At 63.6% G+C, this 18,691-nt stretch carries 15 protein-coding genes; 7 read left to right on the forward strand and 8 right to left on the reverse strand.

Annotated elements, in window-relative coordinates; genetic code table 11:
- The first annotated feature begins 29 nt into the window (after positions 1 to 29).
- Positions 30 to 1,130 carry a substrate-binding domain-containing protein gene (locus OW521_RS08180; RefSeq protein WP_268024399.1) on the forward strand — a complete coding sequence of 367 codons (1,101 nt, stop codon included), beginning with the start codon at positions 30 to 32 and terminating at the stop codon, positions 1,128 to 1,130.
- Between the two features lie 64 nt (positions 1,131 to 1,194).
- On the opposite strand, the gene phnE is transcribed toward OW521_RS08180, so the two are convergent.
- The 3 genes from phnE to OW521_RS08195 are packed head-to-tail and all read right to left on the reverse strand — an operon-like array spanning position 1,195 to position 4,583.
- Positions 1,195 to 2,841, reverse strand: a complete 1,647-nt coding sequence (gene phnE / locus OW521_RS08185) for a phosphonate ABC transporter, permease protein PhnE (RefSeq protein ID WP_268024401.1) — start codon at positions 2,839 to 2,841, stop codon at positions 1,195 to 1,197.
- Entirely contained in the window at positions 2,838 to 3,626 is a 789-nt protein-coding gene (phnC, locus tag OW521_RS08190; RefSeq protein WP_268024403.1) for a phosphonate ABC transporter ATP-binding protein, read from the reverse strand. Before phnC ends, phnE begins: the two co-directional genes overlap by 4 nt.
- A gap of 3 nt (positions 3,627 to 3,629) precedes the next feature.
- The gene (locus OW521_RS08195) at positions 3,630 to 4,583 is read right to left on the reverse strand and encodes a phosphate/phosphite/phosphonate ABC transporter substrate-binding protein (protein WP_268024405.1); all 954 of its coding nucleotides are present in this window, start codon (positions 4,581 to 4,583) and stop codon (positions 3,630 to 3,632) included.
- 370 nt (positions 4,584 to 4,953) lie between these two features.
- On the opposite strand from OW521_RS08195, the gene OW521_RS08200 reads away from it, so the two are divergent.
- From OW521_RS08200 to OW521_RS08215, 4 genes are all read left to right on the forward strand, one after another.
- Positions 4,954 to 6,024: a Gfo/Idh/MocA family protein gene (locus OW521_RS08200; protein ID WP_268024407.1), complete on the forward strand. Its 1,071-nt coding sequence runs from the start codon at positions 4,954 to 4,956 to the stop codon at positions 6,022 to 6,024.
- Positions 6,025 to 6,122: 98 nt separating this feature from the next.
- Positions 6,123 to 7,142 (forward strand): hypothetical protein, encoded by a 1,020-nt coding sequence (locus OW521_RS08205; protein WP_268024409.1) that lies wholly within the window; start codon positions 6,123 to 6,125, stop codon positions 7,140 to 7,142.
- A 120-nt stretch (positions 7,143 to 7,262) separates the two neighbouring features.
- Positions 7,263 to 8,285: a DUF320 domain-containing protein gene (locus OW521_RS08210; protein ID WP_268024411.1), complete on the forward strand. Its 1,023-nt coding sequence runs from the start codon at positions 7,263 to 7,265 to the stop codon at positions 8,283 to 8,285.
- A 1,138-nt stretch (positions 8,286 to 9,423) separates the two neighbouring features.
- A complete protein-coding gene (locus tag OW521_RS08215; protein ID WP_268025759.1) occupies positions 9,424 to 9,930 on the forward strand; it encodes a uracil-DNA glycosylase in 507 nt (168 codons plus the stop codon).
- Here the strand turns inward: OW521_RS08215 and OW521_RS08220 are convergent.
- The 3 genes from OW521_RS08220 to OW521_RS08230 form a co-directional block, all read right to left on the reverse strand.
- Positions 9,927 to 10,373 carry a DoxX family protein gene (locus OW521_RS08220; protein WP_268024413.1) on the reverse strand — a complete coding sequence of 149 codons (447 nt, stop codon included), beginning with the start codon at positions 10,371 to 10,373 and terminating at the stop codon, positions 9,927 to 9,929. The two genes, OW521_RS08215 and OW521_RS08220, sit on opposite strands and share 4 nt — an antisense overlap.
- A gap of 67 nt (positions 10,374 to 10,440) precedes the next feature.
- The gene (locus OW521_RS08225) at positions 10,441 to 11,133 is read right to left on the reverse strand and encodes a phosphonatase-like hydrolase (protein ID WP_268024415.1); all 693 of its coding nucleotides are present in this window, start codon (positions 11,131 to 11,133) and stop codon (positions 10,441 to 10,443) included.
- Positions 11,134 to 11,146: 13 nt separating this feature from the next.
- Positions 11,147 to 11,902, reverse strand: a complete 756-nt coding sequence (locus OW521_RS08230) for a GntR family transcriptional regulator (RefSeq protein ID WP_268024417.1) — start codon at positions 11,900 to 11,902, stop codon at positions 11,147 to 11,149.
- 165 nt (positions 11,903 to 12,067) lie between these two features.
- Here OW521_RS08230 and OW521_RS08235 point away from each other — a divergent pair, with 165 nt between their 5' ends.
- Positions 12,068 to 13,276, forward strand: a complete 1,209-nt coding sequence (locus OW521_RS08235; RefSeq protein WP_268024419.1) for a TIGR03364 family FAD-dependent oxidoreductase — start codon at positions 12,068 to 12,070, stop codon at positions 13,274 to 13,276.
- A gap of 92 nt (positions 13,277 to 13,368) precedes the next feature.
- Here OW521_RS08235 and OW521_RS08240 read toward each other — a convergent pair whose 3' ends face one another.
- Positions 13,369 to 15,588: an NADP-dependent isocitrate dehydrogenase gene (locus tag OW521_RS08240; RefSeq protein WP_268024421.1), complete on the reverse strand. Its 2,220-nt coding sequence runs from the start codon at positions 15,586 to 15,588 to the stop codon at positions 13,369 to 13,371.
- Positions 15,589 to 15,798: 210 nt separating this feature from the next.
- Here OW521_RS08240 and OW521_RS08245 point away from each other — a divergent pair, with 210 nt between their 5' ends.
- A complete protein-coding gene (locus OW521_RS08245) occupies positions 15,799 to 16,791 on the forward strand; it encodes a trypsin-like serine peptidase (RefSeq protein ID WP_268024424.1) in 993 nt (330 codons plus the stop codon).
- A 144-nt stretch (positions 16,792 to 16,935) separates the two neighbouring features.
- Here OW521_RS08245 and purH read toward each other — a convergent pair whose 3' ends face one another.
- Complete coding sequence (gene purH, locus OW521_RS08250) at positions 16,936 to 18,606, reverse strand: bifunctional phosphoribosylaminoimidazolecarboxamide formyltransferase/IMP cyclohydrolase (RefSeq protein ID WP_268024425.1); 1,671 nt, start codon at positions 18,604 to 18,606, stop codon at positions 16,936 to 16,938.
- Positions 18,607 to 18,691: the final 85 nt, after the last annotated feature.

Raw genomic sequence — 18,691 nt, forward strand, 5'->3', positions numbered from 1 at the left:
ATCCACAACAAAGAAAGTGAACCCAAGTTATGCGAATGTTTGGTAAAGCAGGAAAGGCAGCAGCAGTTGCTGCGATCGCGGCACTGGCGCTGACGGCCTGCGGCCGTACGGACAGCGGCACCTCCGGTGGTTCATCAAGCGGCGGCGAGGCATTCCCGAAGGGTTCCTCGATCGGCGTCGCGCTCCCCCAGAAGACCAGCGAGAACTGGGTCCTGGCGGAGAAGCTGTTCAACGACGGGCTCACGAGCGCAGGCTTCAAGCCGGATGTGCAGTTCGCCAACGGCGGCGTTTCGGAGCAGCAGAACCAGATCAGCGCCATGGTCACCAAGGGCGACAAGGTCATCATCGTCGGTGCTATCGACGGCGCACAGCTTGGTACACAGCTCAAGCAGGCCAAGGACGCCGGCGCCACGATCATTGCCTACGACCGCCTTCTGCTGAACACCGCCAACGTGGACTACTACGTGGCCTACGACAACTTCAAGGTCGGCGTGCTGCAGGGTCAGGCCCTGCTGGACGGGCTGAAGGGCAAGAAGGCGAGCGGCCCCTACAACATTGAACTGTTTGCAGGCTCCCCTGATGACGCCAACGCGAAGGTCTTCTTCGACGGCGCGATGAGCATCCTGAAGCCAAAGATCGACGACGGGACCCTCAAGGTGGTGTCCGGACAGAAGTCGTTCGAACAGGCCGTGACCCAGGGCTGGAAGGCAGAGAACGCCCAGAAGCGCATGGACACCCTGCTTGCGGGCACGTACACCAGCGCCTCCCTGGACGGTGTGCTGTCCCCGAACGACACCCTGGCCCGTGCCGTCCTGACCTCGGTCAAGGCAGCAGGCAAGCCGCTTCCCATCGTGACTGGCCAGGACTCGGAAGTTGAGTCGGTCAAGTCCATCCTTGCGGGTGAGCAGTACTCCACCATCAACAAGGACACCCGCAAGCTCGTTGAGCACGCCATCACCATGGCCAAGGACCTGCAGGCAGGCAAGCAGCTGGAAATCAACGACACCAAGTCCTACAACAACGGCGTCAAGACCGTCCCGGCATACCTGCTGCCCCCGGTTATCGTGACCAAGGACAACGTGAAGACGGCCTACGTGGACGATCCGGTACTCGGCCCGCTCACCAAGTAGTACTAGCGTTTCAAGCACCACAACGACGGCGGCCATCCCCACTGAGGGGGTGGCCGCCGTTGTTTCAGTCGGCCAGGGCCTTCCGGATCCACATCGCGAGGGCCTCGACCAGCAAGACCATGGCGATTACGAGGAGAGCCATGGTGAAGACCACGTTGTAGCGACTGAGCTGCGCGGCCTCGAACATCACTTGGCCCAGGCCGCCCGCACCAACTACGGCCAGCACCGTGGCGGCGCGGATGTTCCCGTCCAAGGCATAGAAAATGTGACCAGCGAATGCAGGTGCAGCTTGTGGGAACGTCGCCGAGGCATAGGTCTGCGGTCGGGAAGCACCTGCGGCCCGCAGCGAGCGCTCGGGCCCGGGGTCGACTTCTTCGATCGAGTCCGCCAGGAGCTTGCCCAACAGGCCCACTGTGCCGATGCCCAAGGCGAGCGCCGCAGCAGCCCCGCCGAGGCCCGTAACAAGGATCAGCACAATGGCCAGAATGAGCTCCGGAATGCCGCGGACCACGAGCAGCACGAGCCTTGCCCCGCGCCGGATACCCTGGCTCGGGGCCACATTGCGCGCCGCGTAGGACCCGATCAGGACGGAGAGAAAGACGCCGATGAACGTCCCGGCGAGCGCGATCGCAAGCGTTTGCCCGAGCATCCCAAGAATCTGCGGCCAGGTGTATTCGCCGATGGAGAGGGGGAGGAAGGATGCGAGGCGCTGCGGAAGGACCGTCCAGACGGTGAGGAAGTCGCTCCACGTGGGTGCCGCGACGACGACGGCGGCGCCAATCACCGCGGCGACTGTCCAGCCGAGCGCGGGGCCGGTCCACCGCCGTCGTTCGCGTGTTGCACCACCGCGCAGGACCATTCGGCGGATGGTCGAGGAGAGAACCTCCATGGCGACGCACAGCAGGAAGATGATGAGCGCGACGGCCATGGCCCGCTTGTAGTCGAGGCGCTGGATACTGGCGGAGAGCTCATACCCAAGACCGGGCATGCCCACGTAGCCGAGGATCGCAGAGGCGCGCAGGTTGATGTCCTGGCGGTGCAACACGGTGGCGACCCACGAAGGTGCAACCTGGGGCAGGACGCCTGAGACGAACTCCTGGGCCTTCGTTCCACCGGCGGCCCGAATGGCCAGGCGAGGGCCTTCGTCGATCTGTTCGATCGCGTCGGCGAAGAGCTTGCCGACCATCCCGACGGAGTGCAATCCCAGTGCAAGGATGCCGGGGAGCGAGCCCAGGCTGAACATCGTGGCCAGGATAATAATGAGGATGAGCTCGGGGAAGGCACGTGCCAGCACGGTGATGCTGCGGCCCAGCCAGCGAAACGCGGGGTGTGGGCTGGTGTTGCGTGCGGCCCAGTATGCGACCGGCACAGACAGCACGGCAGAGAGGAGTGTGCCGCAAATGACGATTGCCAGGGTCAGGACGGTCAACCAAAGGAGTTCCTCCGGCCGTGAGAAGTCCAGCGGCACCATCCTGGCGAAGAATCGTTCCGCGGCGGGGATCGTCCGCGAAAGGCGGGCTCCGCTGAAGTCCAGGAGCTGGAACGAGCCCAGGCCTGCCAGCACCAGCGCGGCGAGGATGACTGTCATGGACAGACGGGTCCAGTAGCGGCGCGTCCACGCGTTCCGGCGCGGAGCGGGACCTGGCGACGCCGGACCCATGGGATCCGGTTCATGGGGTGCCGGCCCCTGCGGGGTGAGGGTCACGGTCATCCGGCCACAGCCTCGGCTTCGGCCTCGGCCGGAGCCACCTGATTGTAGATTCGCATGACCTCGTCCCGTCCCAAGCCGGCGGTCGGGGTGTCGAGGACCACAGCGCCACGGCGCAGGCCAACCACCCGGTCGCCCCAAGAAAGGGCGAGGTCAACCTGGTGAAGACTGCAGACCACTGTGAGGGCGTTCTCGCGGCCTATTTCTCGGATCAGCTCCATGACCTGTTTGGACGACTCGGGATCCAAAGAGGCAACCGGCTCGTCCGCAAGGAGGATCTTCGGCTCCTGCATCAACGCCCGGGCCACAGCCACGCGCTGTTGCTGACCGCCCGAGAGGGTATCTGCCCGCTGCTGCTCAAGGCCAAGGAGGCCAACCCGCTCAAGGTGCCGCGCCGCCGTCGTACGCAGCGCCTTAGGGTAGGACCAGGTGCCGAGCCGCGGTCCGGTGAGGCGCGCCAGCGCGCCGGTCAGCACGTTTTCGAGGACGGACAGGGAGCCGACCAGTTCGAACTGTTGGAATACGACGGCGACTTGCGAGCGTAGGGCGCGCAGCTCGCGTCCGCGAAGCTCGGGGACGTCCTTGCCCAGCACGCGGATGCGGCCCTCGGTAGGGAGCTCCAGCTGGTCGATGTGCCGAAGCAGGGTCGACTTGCCGGAACCGGACAGGCCGAGGAGGACGAGAACTTCGCCCTCCTCGACCGTCAGGCTCACGCCGTCCAGGGCTCTTTTGGCGCCGAAGTCCTTGACGAGGCCGTCGATCTCAATGACGGCGTGATTGTTTGTCATGCCTTAGATGCCTGCGCAGGTCTTGACGTCCGGAAGCTTCTTGCAAAGGTCGCGGAGGTTGTCGTAGTACTTGTCGTCCACCGGCTTGTTGCCTTCACCGAAGAACTTGTCGAAGGCAGGTGTGGTGGTGATGCCGGCGGCCTTGATGTCCGCGGTGGTGACAGTGGACATCTTGTCCTTGAGTACCTTCTTGACGTCATCCGGAAGAGTGTCGGAGATTGCGAACGGCGGCCCGGGGACGAATTCGCGCTTGATGGTCTTCAGGTCCGAGGCTTTGAACAGGCCGGCTGCCGGTCCGGTGGTGGTGACGGTGATGTCCTGTGCGAAGCCGACCTCGCATTCGGTCCCCTGGGCAACCTTCTGCGCGGAGACGTCATGCTTGCCCGCCATGACCGGCGTATAGTCGCCCGTCTTTACCCCGGCCTTGTTGAGCATGTACTGCGGGAACAAGTAGCCCGAGGTGGAGTTCTCGTTCACGAAGCAAACCTTCTTGCCCTTGAACCCGGCCACATCGGTGACGGAGGAATTCGCGGGGACGATTGCGTCGGAGTAGTAGCCCGGCTCGTGGGTGCTTGCGTCGACGCTCGCACCAACCGGAGTGAACTTTGCGCCCTTGGCCTTGGCTTGGAGGTAGGTGAAACCGGAGAAGGAGACGACGTCCACTTGGCCTGCGATCGAAGCTTCGATGAGTGCGGCATAGTTCGAGGACTGCTTGACCTCGACCTTCTTGCCGGTGACCTTGCCTACATAGTCCGCGATCGGCTGCCACGTCGAGGTCGCGGCACTTTCGTCCGGAACCATGCCGATGATGAGGGTGTTTGAGTCCTTGGCAAAGGTGCCGGCGCCCGCTGACGGGACTGAGGCGCCTGCGGAGCCGCACGCAGTCATGGCGACGGCGGCCACGGACGCCAGCGCTGCAAGCTGGAGGGCGCGGCTGGAAGAACGGAGGAATTTCACGGTGTGCCTTTCATTGAGGACGAACGGGTGCTTCTCAGAGGGCAGGCGCCGGAGGTCCCCGGCTCAGGTGGCAGCGTTCCAGTGCTTGACCGAGGCGGGCGCACGCGCCGCCTCGGCGCCGCCACTTCGCAGGCCACAAGCCCTACTGGCTTGAGTGACCGCTTGAGCGTACAAGTTGAAAATGACGAAAATCCCGGAATTTACCGCGAATCGGTGAACCTCAAATGAATCTTCTCGGCCAATAAAGACGGCAGTTGTTAACTTATGCAGACAAGTTGGCTTCGGGCGCGGGATGCTCCCGCGGAGGCTGCCTTTCAGGACTTTGAGCGCCGCTGTATTACGCGTGCGGCGGAATGAGAGGATAGGGCGCATGAGTCCGCATATCGCCAAGCCGTGGCTGTTCAGCCAGCCGAACCAGGATCCTCGCGCAGCCACCGGCAAGGCTCTGAACTGGGGCATTGTCGCCACAGGAGGGATCGCCAAAACCGTGAGCGGCGACCTCGCCCAGCTTGAGGACGCAAACCTTTACGCCGTGAGTTCCCGGCGCCAGGAATCCGCGGATGCCTTTGCTGCCGCGCATGGGGTCACAAAGTCCTACGGGGACGACGGCGGCGTGCCCGGCTACCAGCGGCTACTCGCTGATGACTCTGTCGACGTGGTCTACGTGGCCACCCCGCACGCCCAACATTTCGAAATCGCAAGGGATGCCCTCAACGCGGGCAAGCACGTCCTGTGTGAGAAAGCTTTGACCATCAACGGCCGCGAAGCAGCCGAGCTGGTCAACCTGGCGCGGGAACGGAAATTGTTCCTCATGGAGGCGGTATGGAGTCGATTCCTGCCCAGCATCCAGAGGGCATTCGCCATCGCCGCGTCGGGCGAACTAGGCGAAATCAAGTGGGTAAGCGCTGACTTGGGATTCCCCGCCCCCTACGACCCCTCGGCCCGAATCTGGGCCCCGGCAGACGGCGGTGGAGCTCTTTTGGACCTCACCGTGTATGCGCTGCTGTGGCCTTTGGGCACCCTTGGTTTCCCACAGTCGGTCAGCGCAGTAGGCACTCTGACGGACGACGGCGTCGACTCCCAAAATGCGCTCACGCTGGCTTACGACGGTGGAGCCATCGCCCAACTGACCTCTTCGTTGCTGGCCCACGGGCCAAGATCGGCTTCTGTTGCCGGCTCCCTGGGATTCCTCCAGACGCAAGGGTCCATCAACAATCCGCGCGAGCTACTGATTCGAACCGGCTGGGACGAGCCTCGGACCGAGCGCTTTGACGCGATCGGGATCGGCTACACCTATGAACTGCGAGAGGTCACACGCTGCATCCAGCAAGGGCTGACTGAGAGTCCGGTGATGCCCTTGGACGATTCACTGAACACGATGCGCCTCTTCGACGGGGTCCGCTCCCAGCTTGGAGTCCGCTACCCGAACGACGCGCGGTGAACTGAATGACGAAACCCGTCTACGTCTGGACTAATTAACTAGTCCAGTCCTACGATGGGAGAGATCGTCAATCCAAGCGGACGCTGGGGGGTGTCGAGATGGAAGTTGTGCGAGGTAAGCTGCGCGTTCTTCATGTTCTCCGCTCCGTCATGCTGGCTGGCGCCGGAGCCGTCGTTTGGTTGGCCCTCTCTTCCACAGCGGCCAATGCTGATTCCGGTAGCGCCAACAACACACTACTGGGCGGCGCAGAATCGGCCGTAACAAACGTTGTCCACAACGTGACCGCCGGAATTACCGGAACCCCCGGCAACCCCGTTTCGGCGAGTGGGGCATCCGTACCGGCTCCGGCAGTGGCTTCGGTTCCGGTTCCGGTTCCGGTTCCGGTTCCGGTTCCGGTGGTAAAACTAGCAGTCGTCCAGGCACCAGCGGCCGTTGTGCACGAACTACCGCGACTGACCCAAGCAATCGACCGGGGGCTGGCCAGTACGCCCATCGTCGACAAAATCATCCCTGAAGGCACCGTTGACGCCGTGATCGCCCCCGCTTTGTCTCCGGCAGCCAGTGCGGTTGATGGGGTTGGGTCAGGCGTCGGCTCCTTGGTTGGCGGCACAATTACCCCCGCGTTGGGTGCTGTCGGCTCCACCGTGGAGGGGCTTTCCATCGGCAACCTGCCGGTAACCATCCCCGGTAACCTCGGGACTGGTGTGACGCCTTCCGAGCAACCCTCGAGCCCTGCTTCCGTTGCTGGTGCTTCGCCGACTTCCGCGATCTCGCCTCTTGCGGAGGCCGTCGCGGACCCGCTGGTCGGCCTCGCTCGAACCTATGACGCGACTGGCCTGCGTAAGGCACCTTGGAACGCTACGGTCCAATACGTCGGTTACGGGAATCCTGCGGTGCCGGCATCTCCGTATGACGGGATATTCCCGGACGGGACTCCCGGCAGCAGCGACGCCGGAAACGGCTCGGCGGCTCTTCCAGGCAATCCTTCGGGAGCGGCTACCGCCTGGCTCCCGAGCATGAATCTGTTTTATCCACTTGCCGGGATCCTCGTGTCCACGGCTGCGGCCGGTAGAGTTCCGGCTCCGGTGTCGTTTGACCCGGGTTCTTCTCCCGACTAGTTCCGAGCTCCAGCCGCTTTTTCCAGAGCCGATTCTGGACGGCGGCAGATGGCCAATCCGGGCGTACATGCAGGCTTCTGCCTACGCCTCTAGGAACTACTCGTTCAGGAGAAAAACAAAATGCACAGCATTATTCGCAAGGGGCTGCTTGGCACCCTCTTTGCCGGTGGGCTAATAGCCCTCGGCGCAACTGCCGCGAATGCGGCAGACACTACAACAAGTGCACAAGGCACCGCCTCAGGCACCCAAGTGGTTGCACCGGCGACCATTCGGGTGAGCCTCGGGTCGACGTCGCTCACGCTGCTTGGAACTGAGGGCGTCACAACCACCACCCCTGCACTCGCCCCGGCTGCGGCCGCGGCGACTAATTCCGGCGGACCAGCTGTCCCGTCCGGAACCCAGGCGGTGGCTCCGATATCGGTCCCTGTTAATATTGGAGCCACCTCTCTGGCCGTTCTTGGCAATTCCACCCCTGGGACCGCCTCTGGCACCCAAGTCACGGCACCGGTGACCGCTCCGATCACGGTCGGCGACACCTCCGTGAGCCTCCTCGGGACCGTCCCGGCAGGCACCACCGCCACCGGCACCGGCGTCACCGCGCCGGTCACCGCACCTGTCACGGTCGGCGACACCTCCGTCAACCTGCTCGGAACCACCCCGGCAGGCACCACCGCCACCGGCACCGGCGTCACTGCGCCGGTCACCGCACCTGTCACGGTCGGCGACACCTCCGTCAACCTGCTCGGGACCGTCCCGGCAGGCACCACCGGAGATCTCGGTTCCCTCTTGGGTACCGGACTCACCGCACCGGTGGGCCTGCCGATCCCTGTCGGCATCGCCTCGGTTGACCCGGGCTTACCTTCCAACGTCGTGAACCCGTCGGTAGTCACGCCGCCCGTCATGAACGCACCGGTCGACGCTCAAGGCTTCGTCGACCCGGCTGCCGCCGTTCCCTCAACAGGAACTGCAACGCAAGCCGGCGTCGCCGCGGCTACTACAGCAGCCATTGTTGGAGCGGGAACCTCGGTTCTCGCTAGCACTGGCTTCAATCGGCTGTGGTTGCTGTTCGCGACTGCCCTGCTGCTAGGCGGACTCATCGTGATGGTGGGCAGCCGGAAGATCCGGGCCACCACTCCCGCATAATCACCGGCGAGGGCTGTTTCACCGCACTGGATCGCAGCCCGTTCATCGGCACCTCCGCAGGGCGAATAGCCCCGCGGAGGAGCCGATGCGTGGCATCGCAAAGGCCCTGGGGGGTAGCAGCGCGCCCTAGTCGCGCTTTCAACGTGGATCATCGCTTTCGCCGCAAGCATCGCCGTGGGCGCGGTCCTCAACGCTTTAGCGACGGCCCCGTTCCTTCCCTTCAGCGGCATGGTCGTGTCTTTCGTCATCCATGTCTGAACGCTGAAGCCGAACATCTGACATCGAAGAAGGGCGGGTGGAATGGACACTTTTCGTCCATTCCACCCGCCCTCTCGTGTCTTTACGCAGGCCCTCGGCGGCGCGTGCGCGTGATATTCGACGCATCGCGCCACCTTCAAGCCCCGGGGCTGCGCCACATACCGGGTCAAATGAACGGCGGAAGTACACCGGACCACCGTTGGATTGCTAAGATCTAAAGGCTCAACCGGCAACCCGGAGAGCCTCCCCATCAACTGGCCCGGAACGGACGTGCCCCACGCGCCCGGTACCAGCCCCTGCCCGACCCGAGGAGACCCCCACCCTCATGACCGCATTGGCCAAACCGGACTATTTCGAAGACTACGACGAGGATTACCGCAGCGAACTGGACTCTCGGTACGAGGAAGGTTTCGGGCGCGGCCCCGAACTCGACGACGATTACGGTAGCGGTAGCGGCTACGACGAACTCGACAAGCTGTTCGATGGTTTGTTCGACGGCGAGGATGATTTCGACGCCCCGGCCAAGGCCGAAAAGAAGGCTCCGGCCAGGAAAGACACTCCGAAGGCCGCGGCACCCGTGGCCGCTCACGCGATTGAGGTCCCCTCTACCGATGGCGCCGAAGAGGGCCCTGTCGGGGTTCCCGTTGCCCAAGAGCCGTCCGCAACTGCGGCTCCCGTCGCCGAAACCACGCCGTCCGAGACCATCGTCGAAAGGGCCGTCGTCGAACCGGCAAGCTTCGAAGGGGCTCCCGCCGAAGAAGCCGAGGCTCCTGCGGTTCCGGACAGCCCTTTCTTCGCCCAACACATCGCCCCGGTCAACGAGCATGTGGAGTTCCTCCGCAAGCTCCGCCCGGGCTTCGAGGTCCCGTACGTGGATCCGATGCACTCGGTGGAGGACTGCCGGATTGTCACCCTGTTCTCCAACACGAGCGAGGCCTCTCCACGGGGCGTTGTCTGGGCCGGGGACGACGACGCCGCCACCCGGCTACTGGGCCTTCAGTTCCAGCTCGGCCTGCGCCCGGAATGGATGATGCCTTGGAATACCCATCCGTGGTTCACCCCTGGCGAGGCGAACGGAAAGCTGACTCCAGAGCAGGTCAGCGCCGGCCTCAAGCCGCTGATCGGTTTCCTCAAACTCGTTCCGCGCGCCTCGGCGATCGTCGCCCACGGAACGGAAGCCAACCGTCTGGCGCAGATGCTCCTCAAGACTGACAACCCGCTGATCTGGCGCCGCGGCCTGAAGGTCTACAAGGCCCGATCGCTGCACGGGCGCGCCTTCGCCGGTTCCAAGGAACGCCAGACCGAATGGTTGATCGACATGGGCCGATCCTACGCGGACGCTATGGCCCGCGCGGGTCTCCAGGCCGGACGGCGCCAGGGCGCCTAGCGCCGTGACTTCCGGGCAGGCTTCCCCGCAAACAGTTTCCGGTCCAGCGAGGCCGCCCCGGAACCGATGAAGGCAAATGCCAACGCCAACGCGATGTACAGAATGAGTAGCTCCGCGTTGATTCCGGGATGATCGCTCACCAAAGGCTTGCCTGATTCGGTGACAAACCAAATCCCCGCGTACATCAGAGCGGCGAGGAAACCGGCCACCCTCGTCAGGGCGCCGAGCAACAAAAGTGCGCCCAGCCCGGTCTCACCCCAGATGACCAGCCAGGACATCAGCTCCGCTTTTTGAACCCCCATCGCCGCGATGGTTGCCTCAAACGCCGGCTGCCCGGCCAACAGCTTCTGGACTCCATGCACCAGCAAAAGGCCACCGAAAACAACCCGCAGAAACGCGATGCCACGTGAGGACGAGGTCTGCGAAGGAAGGAGGAATTTCACCCGGTCCAATCTTCCATGCCAACGGCACAGCTCAAAACCGCCGCCCTTGCGATCCGGCCGCCTGCCCTCACTCCAGCAGCGCCGGAATATCCTTGACGCCCGCCAGGATGTGATCGTGCGGCTGTCCAGCGAGCTCCTCGAGTCCCAGTTTGCCTGTCAGCACACCGACGGCAGTCACTCCGGCGTTCCTGGCCGCCTTGAGGTCGTTCGTGGTGTCGCCGGCGGCAAGCACCTCGCGGACATCCATCACACCCGTCAATTCCATGGCGCGGTGGATCATGTGGGGCGCCGGGCGTCCGGCCGCCACTTCATCAGAGCAGACGACGGCGTCAAGCAAGCCGCCGTCGTCGTGCGTTGTGCCCTCGCCCGCAAGCGACCAGCCCAGCCTGGCCAGAAGCGGCTCCGCGACATCGCGGGAGAATCCCGTGGTCAACGCAATCTTGACGCCGCGGCTGCGCAGTTCGCGGAAGGCGTCCTCAACGCCGTCGAGCGCTACCGGCGGGTTCTTCTCATAGAAGTCCGCGAGAAGCTCCTTGAAGCGCAGGAAAGCCGCTTGGACGACCTCCGGCGTGGCAATGCCACCACCCTTGGTGATCAGCGCCGCAATGGCTTCCACTTTGTCTGCTCCCATCCATTCCTGGACCGCTTCGGGAGTGGTGCTCGCCCCGGCCTCCTCCACGCAGCGCGCCAGCGCTACATAGACGTCTCCGTGTTCGTCGATGGTGGTTCCAGCCATGTCGCAGGCTACGAGCTTGATCATGTGTCCTTCTGGTCTATTCGGCTCGGATGCGCACCAAAGCGGCGCGGCGGTCCGCTGTGTTGTCGATGGTGAAGTTTGTGAGTGCCGGAAGGTACCGGTCCTCCGAGTATTCGACGGCCGTGCCGTTGGCCGAACTGGTCACCCGGCGTTCCCGCAAAAGAGGAATCCCTTCTGCCTGTTCCAGCAGTTCCGCGTCTTCCTCGCCCGCGGCCACGGCGTCGATGGTGTGGCGTGCGCTGTAGAGGTCCACGCTTTGGGCCTTCAGGAAAGCGAAGATGGAGCCCGAATCGGTGTCGAAATCGAACAGCAGCCGCCCGACCTCCAGAATGAAGGTGGTCCGTTCAATCATGGCGGGCACGCCATCGAGGGAGCGGACGCGCAGCAGCTCCACCACCTTCTCCCCCGGCTCCAATCCGAGCACGTCGGCCGCTTCGGCACTCGCCTCGCGGCGTGCCACCTCCAACGTCCGCTGCCCAGGGGTTTTGCCAATACCGATTGCCCATTCGGTAAAGGAATTCAGGGTCGAGAACGACTGTGACGGCACCGTCGAACGCACCATCGGCGGACGGCCGCGGCCACCGATGACGGCACCCTCCGCCCGCAGGAAGGCGAGCGCCTGGCGGATGGGGCCCCTGGAAGTTCCGAACTCCCTGCAGAGGACCGCCTCGCTGGGCAATTGCGTTCCTGGCGGCCACGTTCCATCCGCGATGCGGCGCATGAACTCCTCGCTGAGCCGGACATGCAGGGGTACGTTCTGCCGGATACTCACGAGTTGATAATACAAGTTGGCGCGGCTTGCTACCCTATATTTCCAACCGCGAAGATAAACGATGCATGAACCATCGAGTACCGAAAGTAAAGTCTCGGTAAACTTGTATATATAAGTAACACCCCTGGCTTGATTCCGCTCTTCAAGCAGTCCAATGTCAATGGTGTGAATATCCAACCTTCCCCATCCGGCGGCATCCCGGCGACGCCATCGCGCTCCGATGTTGTGATCGTGGGCGCCGGCATCGTCGGGCTCGCACACGCCGCTCATGCCGTTGCCAATGGCCTGAGCGTGACCATTCTTGAGCGCGACCACCACGCCGTAGGCGCCTCAATCAGGAACTTCGGCCACTGCTGCGTCACCGCCCAATCCGGAGAGCTCTACGAATTGGCACAGACCTCCCGCAAATACTGGCTCGAGTTTGCAGCCCTGGCCGGTTTCTGGGCCGTCGAATCCGGTGCCGTGGTGCTCGCCCGGACCGGCGCCGAAATGGCGGTGCTCCAGGAGCTGTCCGCGGCCCGCGAAGAGGGCCAGGTTGAGCTGCTCTCCCCCGACGGTGTGCGGTCCCGGCTAAGTTCCGGTACCGGAAGCACCACGCCCGACGACGGCGGAACGGCCCCTGCTTCCTGGCCCGCGTTGGTGGGCGGCGCCTTCCTCCGGGACGACTTGCGGGTGGACCCCCGGACCACGGTCGCCACCCTCGCCGACTGGCTCGGCCGCCAGCCCGCCGTCGACATCCACTGGAACACCGCTGCCCTCGGCTTCGAAGACAACGCCGGCCAGCCAACGGTCCGCACTTCCCGTGGTGACTTCCATGGCAAGCAGGTGTTCGTCTGCGTGGGCCACGACGTCGACTATCTGTTTCCCTCGCTCGCCAAGGAACACCGGATCGAACGGTGCGCACTGCAAATGTCCCGCGCCGCCCAGCCACCAGGGCTGAAGATCGATCCTGCCGTCCTCACTGCTACGTCAATGCTGCGCTATCCGGCCTTCACGGAAATGCCGGCCGCGGCCGCGCTGCGCGCAGAAGTGGAGCAGGACCGGCCGGAGCTAATGGACATCGGAGCGAACGTGATGTTCACGCAACGTCCCGACGGAACGCTGATCCTTGGCGACTCCCACTACTACCACCGCACGGCCGCACCGTTCATGGATGAAACCGTGACCACCATCTTGAACAAGGACATCGAATCGGCCATCGGGACGCCCTTGGACGTCATCGAGCGCTGGCAGGGAATCTACGCCTCCAGCTCAATCGCCCCCATCCTGGTCCGCGAAACCCAACCCGGTGTCACGGTCGTCTCGGTGACCTCCGGCGTCGGAATGACCCTGTCCTTTGGACTCGCACACCGCAATATCTCCCGGCTTTACTGAGCGGTTCTTTCCTTAAACGCAACTGGCTCGCAGTTGTTGTCGCTATGACTTCTCAAAACGACAACAACTGCGAGCCAGTTGGGTGGGGGCGATTAGTTCAGCGTCGCGACTACCTCGTTCAGCTTTGCGGAGGGACGCATCACGGCCTCTGCCTTCGCGGCGTCGGGGCGGTAGTAACCCCCGATGTCGGCGGGCGAGCCCTGGACACTGAGCAACTCGGCGATGATGGTTTCCTCGTTGGACGTCAGGGCCTCGGCAACGGCGGAGAACGCCGCGGCGAGCTCGGCGTCGTCGCTCTGCTGCGCCAGTTCCTGGGCCCAGTACTTGGCGAGGTAGTAGTGGCTGCCTCGGTTATCGAGTTCGCCGACCCTGCGCTTCGGGGACTTGTTGTCGAGCAGGAACGTCCCCGTTGCCCGGTCAAGCGTGTCGGCGAGGACCTGTGCACGGGCGTTGCCGGTTGTGGTGGCAAGGTGCTCGAAACTAACGGCGAGGGCAAGGAATTCGCCCAGGCTGTCCCAGCGCAGGTGGTTTTCCAGCAAGAGCTGCTGAACGTGCTTCGGGGCCGATCCGCCAGCACCGGTCTCAAAGAGGCCACCACCATTGATCAGCGGGACCACGGAGAGCATCTTGGCGCTGGTGCCAAGTTCGAGGATCGGGAACAGGTCCGTGAGGTAGTCGCGGAGCACATTTCCGGTCACGGAGATGGTGTCCTCGCCCTTGCGGATCCGTTCCAGCGTGAACGCGGTGGCCTTCTCCGGGGACATGATTTCGATCTGCAGGCCCTCGGTGTCGTAGTCCTTCAGGTATTCCCTGACCTTGGCGATGAGCTGGGCGTCGTGGGCGCGCGTTTCGTCGAGCCAGAAGACAGCCGGCATCTTGGAGGCGCGGGCACGGGTGACAGCCAGCTTGACCCAGTCGCGGATCGGCACGTCCTTGGTCTGGCAAGCGCGCCAGATGTCGCCCGGGGAGACTTGGTGCTCAATCAGCACGGTTCCGGAGGAGTCAACAACCTGCATGGTTCCGGTGTACTCGACTTCGAAGGTCTTGTTGTGGCTGCCGTATTCTTCGGCAGCCTGGGCCATGAGGCCGACGTTCGGAACCGTACCCATGGTGGTGGGATCGAAGGCGCCGTGGGCACGGCAATCATCGATGACCACCTGGTAGACATCTGCATAGCAGCTGTCCGGGATGACGGCGAGGGTGTCGGCTTCCTTGCCGTCCGGTCCCCACATGTGGCCGGAGCTGCGGATCATTGCCGGCATCGAAGCGTCAACAATGATGTCGCTAGGTACGTGAAGGTTGGTGATGCCCTTGTCGGAATCGACCATCGCCAGCGCCGGGCCGTCTTCCAAGCCCTTCTTGATGGCCGCCTTGATACCTTCGCGGACGTCTTCGGGGAGTTCGTCAAGGCCGTTGAGGATGGAAGCCAAGCCGTTGTTCGCGCTCAGTCCGGCAGCGGCGATCTGCTTGCCGTAGGTGTCGAACAGCTCGGAGAAGTATGCCTTGACGACGTGGCCGAACATGATGGGGTCGGAGACCTTCATCATAGTGGCCTTCAGGTGCGCGGAGAACAGCACGCCTTCTTCCTTGGCGCGGATGACCTGGGCAGCCAAGAACTCGTCCAAGGCCGCGGCGCGCAGCACGGTGCCGTCCACCACTTCGCCGGCGAGGACGGGGAAGGCCGGCTTGAGGACCTTGACCGTGCCGTCTTCGCGAGCGATCTGGATCTTGATGGTGTCATCAGCGGGGATGACCACGGACTTCTCGTTGGAGCGGAAGTCGTTCGCTGTCATGTGGGCAACGTTGGTCTTGGAGTCGGCGCTCCAGGCACCCATGGAGTGCGGGTTCTGGCGGGCGTAGTTCTTCACCGACAGTGGCGCGCGGCGGTCAGAGTTGCCTTCACGCAGGACGGGGTTGACGGCCGATCCCTTGATCTTGTCGTAACGGGACCGGATGTCCGTCTCTTCGTCAGAGGAAGGATTGTCCGGGTAGTCCGGAAGCGCATAGCCCTGGCCCTGCAGTTCGGCAATGGCTGCCTTGAGCTGGGGAACTGAAGCGCTGATGTTGGGGAGCTTGATGATGTTGGCTTCGGGCTTCTTTGCCAGATCACCCAGTTCAGCCAAGGCGTCGCTGATCCGCTGCTCATCAGTCAGGTAGTCACCGAAGACTGCAATGATTCGGCCGGCCAGCGAAATGTCGCGTGTCTCGACCTCCACGCCAGCCGTCGAGGCGAAAGCTTCCACAATCGGCAGGAACGAGTAAGTCGCCAGCATCGGCGCTTCATCAGTGTGGGTATAGATAATCTTTGCCATTGGCGGGGCATCTCCCTGAAAGTCTGCAGATTTCAACATCTCTAACTTACCTGAGGGCACGGTATTGATGCCTACTGGCATGGCTTCAGGCCATCGACGCAACGTCATACGCAGCCAAACCTTCTGTACCAACAGGCTGAATCGGAGTAGGTTCAGTGGGTCAACTGTGGCCGAGAACAGATGGCTACATCATCGATTGGCAGGACAATCATGACAAAGAAATCACTCCCCATCACCGGTCTCCTGAGCCTCCTTACCTCCGCCGTTTTGACCCTCTGTGCCGCTGGAGGGGCGGCAGCCGCAACGCCTTTTAGTGCGGTTTCGAGCTTCGCAGCGACTGGGACGCCGCAGCTCGTCAGCCTGGCAGCAACAAATACCGATCCCACGGCGTATTGGACTCCCGAACGGATGCGAGCAGCAATCCCCGGCGACGTCCTCGCGGGAAAAGCCCTCGCACGCGGTGGCGCCTCCAGCATTGCCGGTGACACTGTCGAAACCGGCCCGCCCGTGAAAATCGAAAGCGCCAAGGGTGGCGTCCCGAGCCTGCATGAGGACGAAGACCCCATTGACCACGTCGGCAAGGTCTTCTTCACCATGGGAGCATTCGCGTACGTCTGCTCAGGCAACGTAGTCGTGTCGGAGAACGACAGCACAGTGGCAACTGCGGGCCACTGCGTAAACGAGGGTCCCGGAGCGTTTGTCCGGAATTTCGTCTTCGTTCCGGCCTATCTCAATGGCACGGCGCCCTACGGCATTTGGCCGGCCAAAGCCCTTTACACCACCACTCAGTGGCGCACCGCTGGCGATATCCGCTATGACACCGGCTTCGCGGTCACTGCCACGCTGAACGGCAAGCACTTGGCCGACGTCGTCGGTGCGTCCGGCGTGGAGTTCAATGCGGACCGGGGCCTGAGTTACCAGGCGTTTGGCTACCCTGCCGCCCCACCGTTTGACGGCCAATCGTTGAAGAGTTGCTCGGGTGACGCCACCAAGGATCCCATCAATCCACAGTTCAAGGCGCAGGGCATTCCCTGCGATATGACCGGAGGATCATCTGGCGGCCCGTGGATGGTCGACTCTGAGCACGACTCCTTCCAGAACTCGATTACAAGCTACGGCTACCTTGGCGGCCCGGCCGTGATCTATGGGCCTTATTGGGGCTCCGTCATCCGGGATGCCTACGAGCTGGCGTCCACCTCGTAGCGCTCACGGCATGTAGCCATGGACATGTCCCCCGCCAGCTCTCAGCACAGGACATATGGCCACTATGCCCAGTCCTGACCACCAAAAAAGGACATGTCCTCCGGGGAAGGAGGGCATGTCCATTTTTTGGTGGAGCGGGCGGACTTAGTGGAAGAAGTGGCGTGCACCCGTGAAGTACATCGTGATCCCGGCAGCGTTGGCCGCGGCAATGACTTCCTCGTCGCGAACTGAACCGCCAGGCTGCACGACGGCGCGGACGCCGGCGTCGATCAGGATCTGCAGGCCATCGGCGAACGGGAAGAACGCGTCGGAAGCAGCCACGGCACCGCGTGCGCGTTCAGGTGCGCTGCTCGCGTCGGCATTGGAGGCACCGCCGGCACCGTCGACGTCGGACTCCACCTGAACGCCCAAGGTGTTGGCACGCTCAACGGCCAGCTTGCAGGAATCCAGGCGGTTGACCTGGCCCATGCCGATGCCCACTGCGGCACCGTTGTTGGCGAGGAGGATCGCGTTGGACTTGGCGGCGCGGCACGCGGTCCACGCGAACGCGAGGTCAGCCAGCGTGGCGTCGTCGGCGGGTTCGCCGGCGGCAAGGGTCCAGTTGGCCGGGTTGTCGCCGTCGGCGTCCACCTTGTCGGCCTGCTGGACGAGGACGCCACCCGAGACCTGGCGGATCTCCGTCGGGTAGCGGCCATAGCCGTCCGGCAGCGCCAGAAGGCGAATGTTCTTCTTCTTGGACAGGATTTCAACAGCTTCCGGCTCGAAGCCCGGGGCGATGACAACCTCTGTGAAGATTCCGGCGACGGTTTGGGCCATTCCCGCAGTGACAATGCTGTTGGCAGCGATAACGCCGCCGAAAGCGGAGACCGGATCGCACGCGTGGGCCTTGGCATGGGCGTCTGCGATGGGGTCGGCGGCATCTGCGGAACCGACGGCCACGCCGCAGGGGTTGGCGTGCTTGATGATGGCGACAGCCGGCTCGGAGAAGTCGAACGCGGCGCGGAGGGCGGCGTCGGCGTCGACGAAGTTGTTGTAGCTCATGGCCTTGCCGTGCAGCTGGTCGGCCTGGGCGATACCAGCGGGCGCGGCCTTGTCCACGTAGAGGGCCGCCTGCTGGTGCGGGTTCTCGCCATAGCGCAGCACCTCGGAGCGTTCCAGGGCCAGGCCGGCATAAGCGGGCCAGTCGATGACGCCGTCGCCGTCTTCGTCGAGGAACTGGCTGGCGGTCCAGGTGGCAACGGCGGTGTCATACGCTGCGGTGTGCGCAAATGCCTTCGCGGCGAGGCGGCGGCGGGTCTTCAGGTCGAACCCACCCGCAGCGGCGGCTTCAACCACGGCGCCGTAGAAGTTGGGGTCAACCACGATCGCGACGGCGGCGTGGTTCTTGGCGGCCGAACGCACCATTGCGGGGCCTCCGATGTCGATCTGCTCCACAACGTCGTCCTGGGCTGCGCCGGAGCGGACGGTTTCCACGAACGGGTAGAGGTTGACCACCACCAGGTCGAACGGCTCGATCTCCATCTTGGCGAGCGTTTCCATGTGGGCAGGCACCCGGCGATCGGCCAGGATGCCACCGTGCACGCGCGGGTGCAGGGTCTTGACGCGGCCATCGAGCATCTCCGGGGACCCGGTGACTTCTTCGACCTCCTTGACCGGAATACCGGCTGCGGCAATCCGCTTCGCGGTGGAGCCGGTGGAGACGATGGCGACTCCTGCTGCGTGCAGGCCCTTCGCGAGCTCCTCCAGCCCCGTCTTGTCGTAAACCGAGATCAGTGCACGGCGGATGGGAACACGGTCAAGCTGCGTCAAGCTCACAAAAGTCTCCGTCTTATATCGCGGGATTCCACGGTTGCTGGGGATACGGACGAGTTTATCGTGTTGTGGCTGCTGTTCGTTTTTT

Source organism: Arthrobacter sp. MMS18-M83 (assembly GCF_026683955.1).
GTDB lineage: Bacteria > Actinomycetota > Actinomycetes > Actinomycetales > Micrococcaceae > Arthrobacter.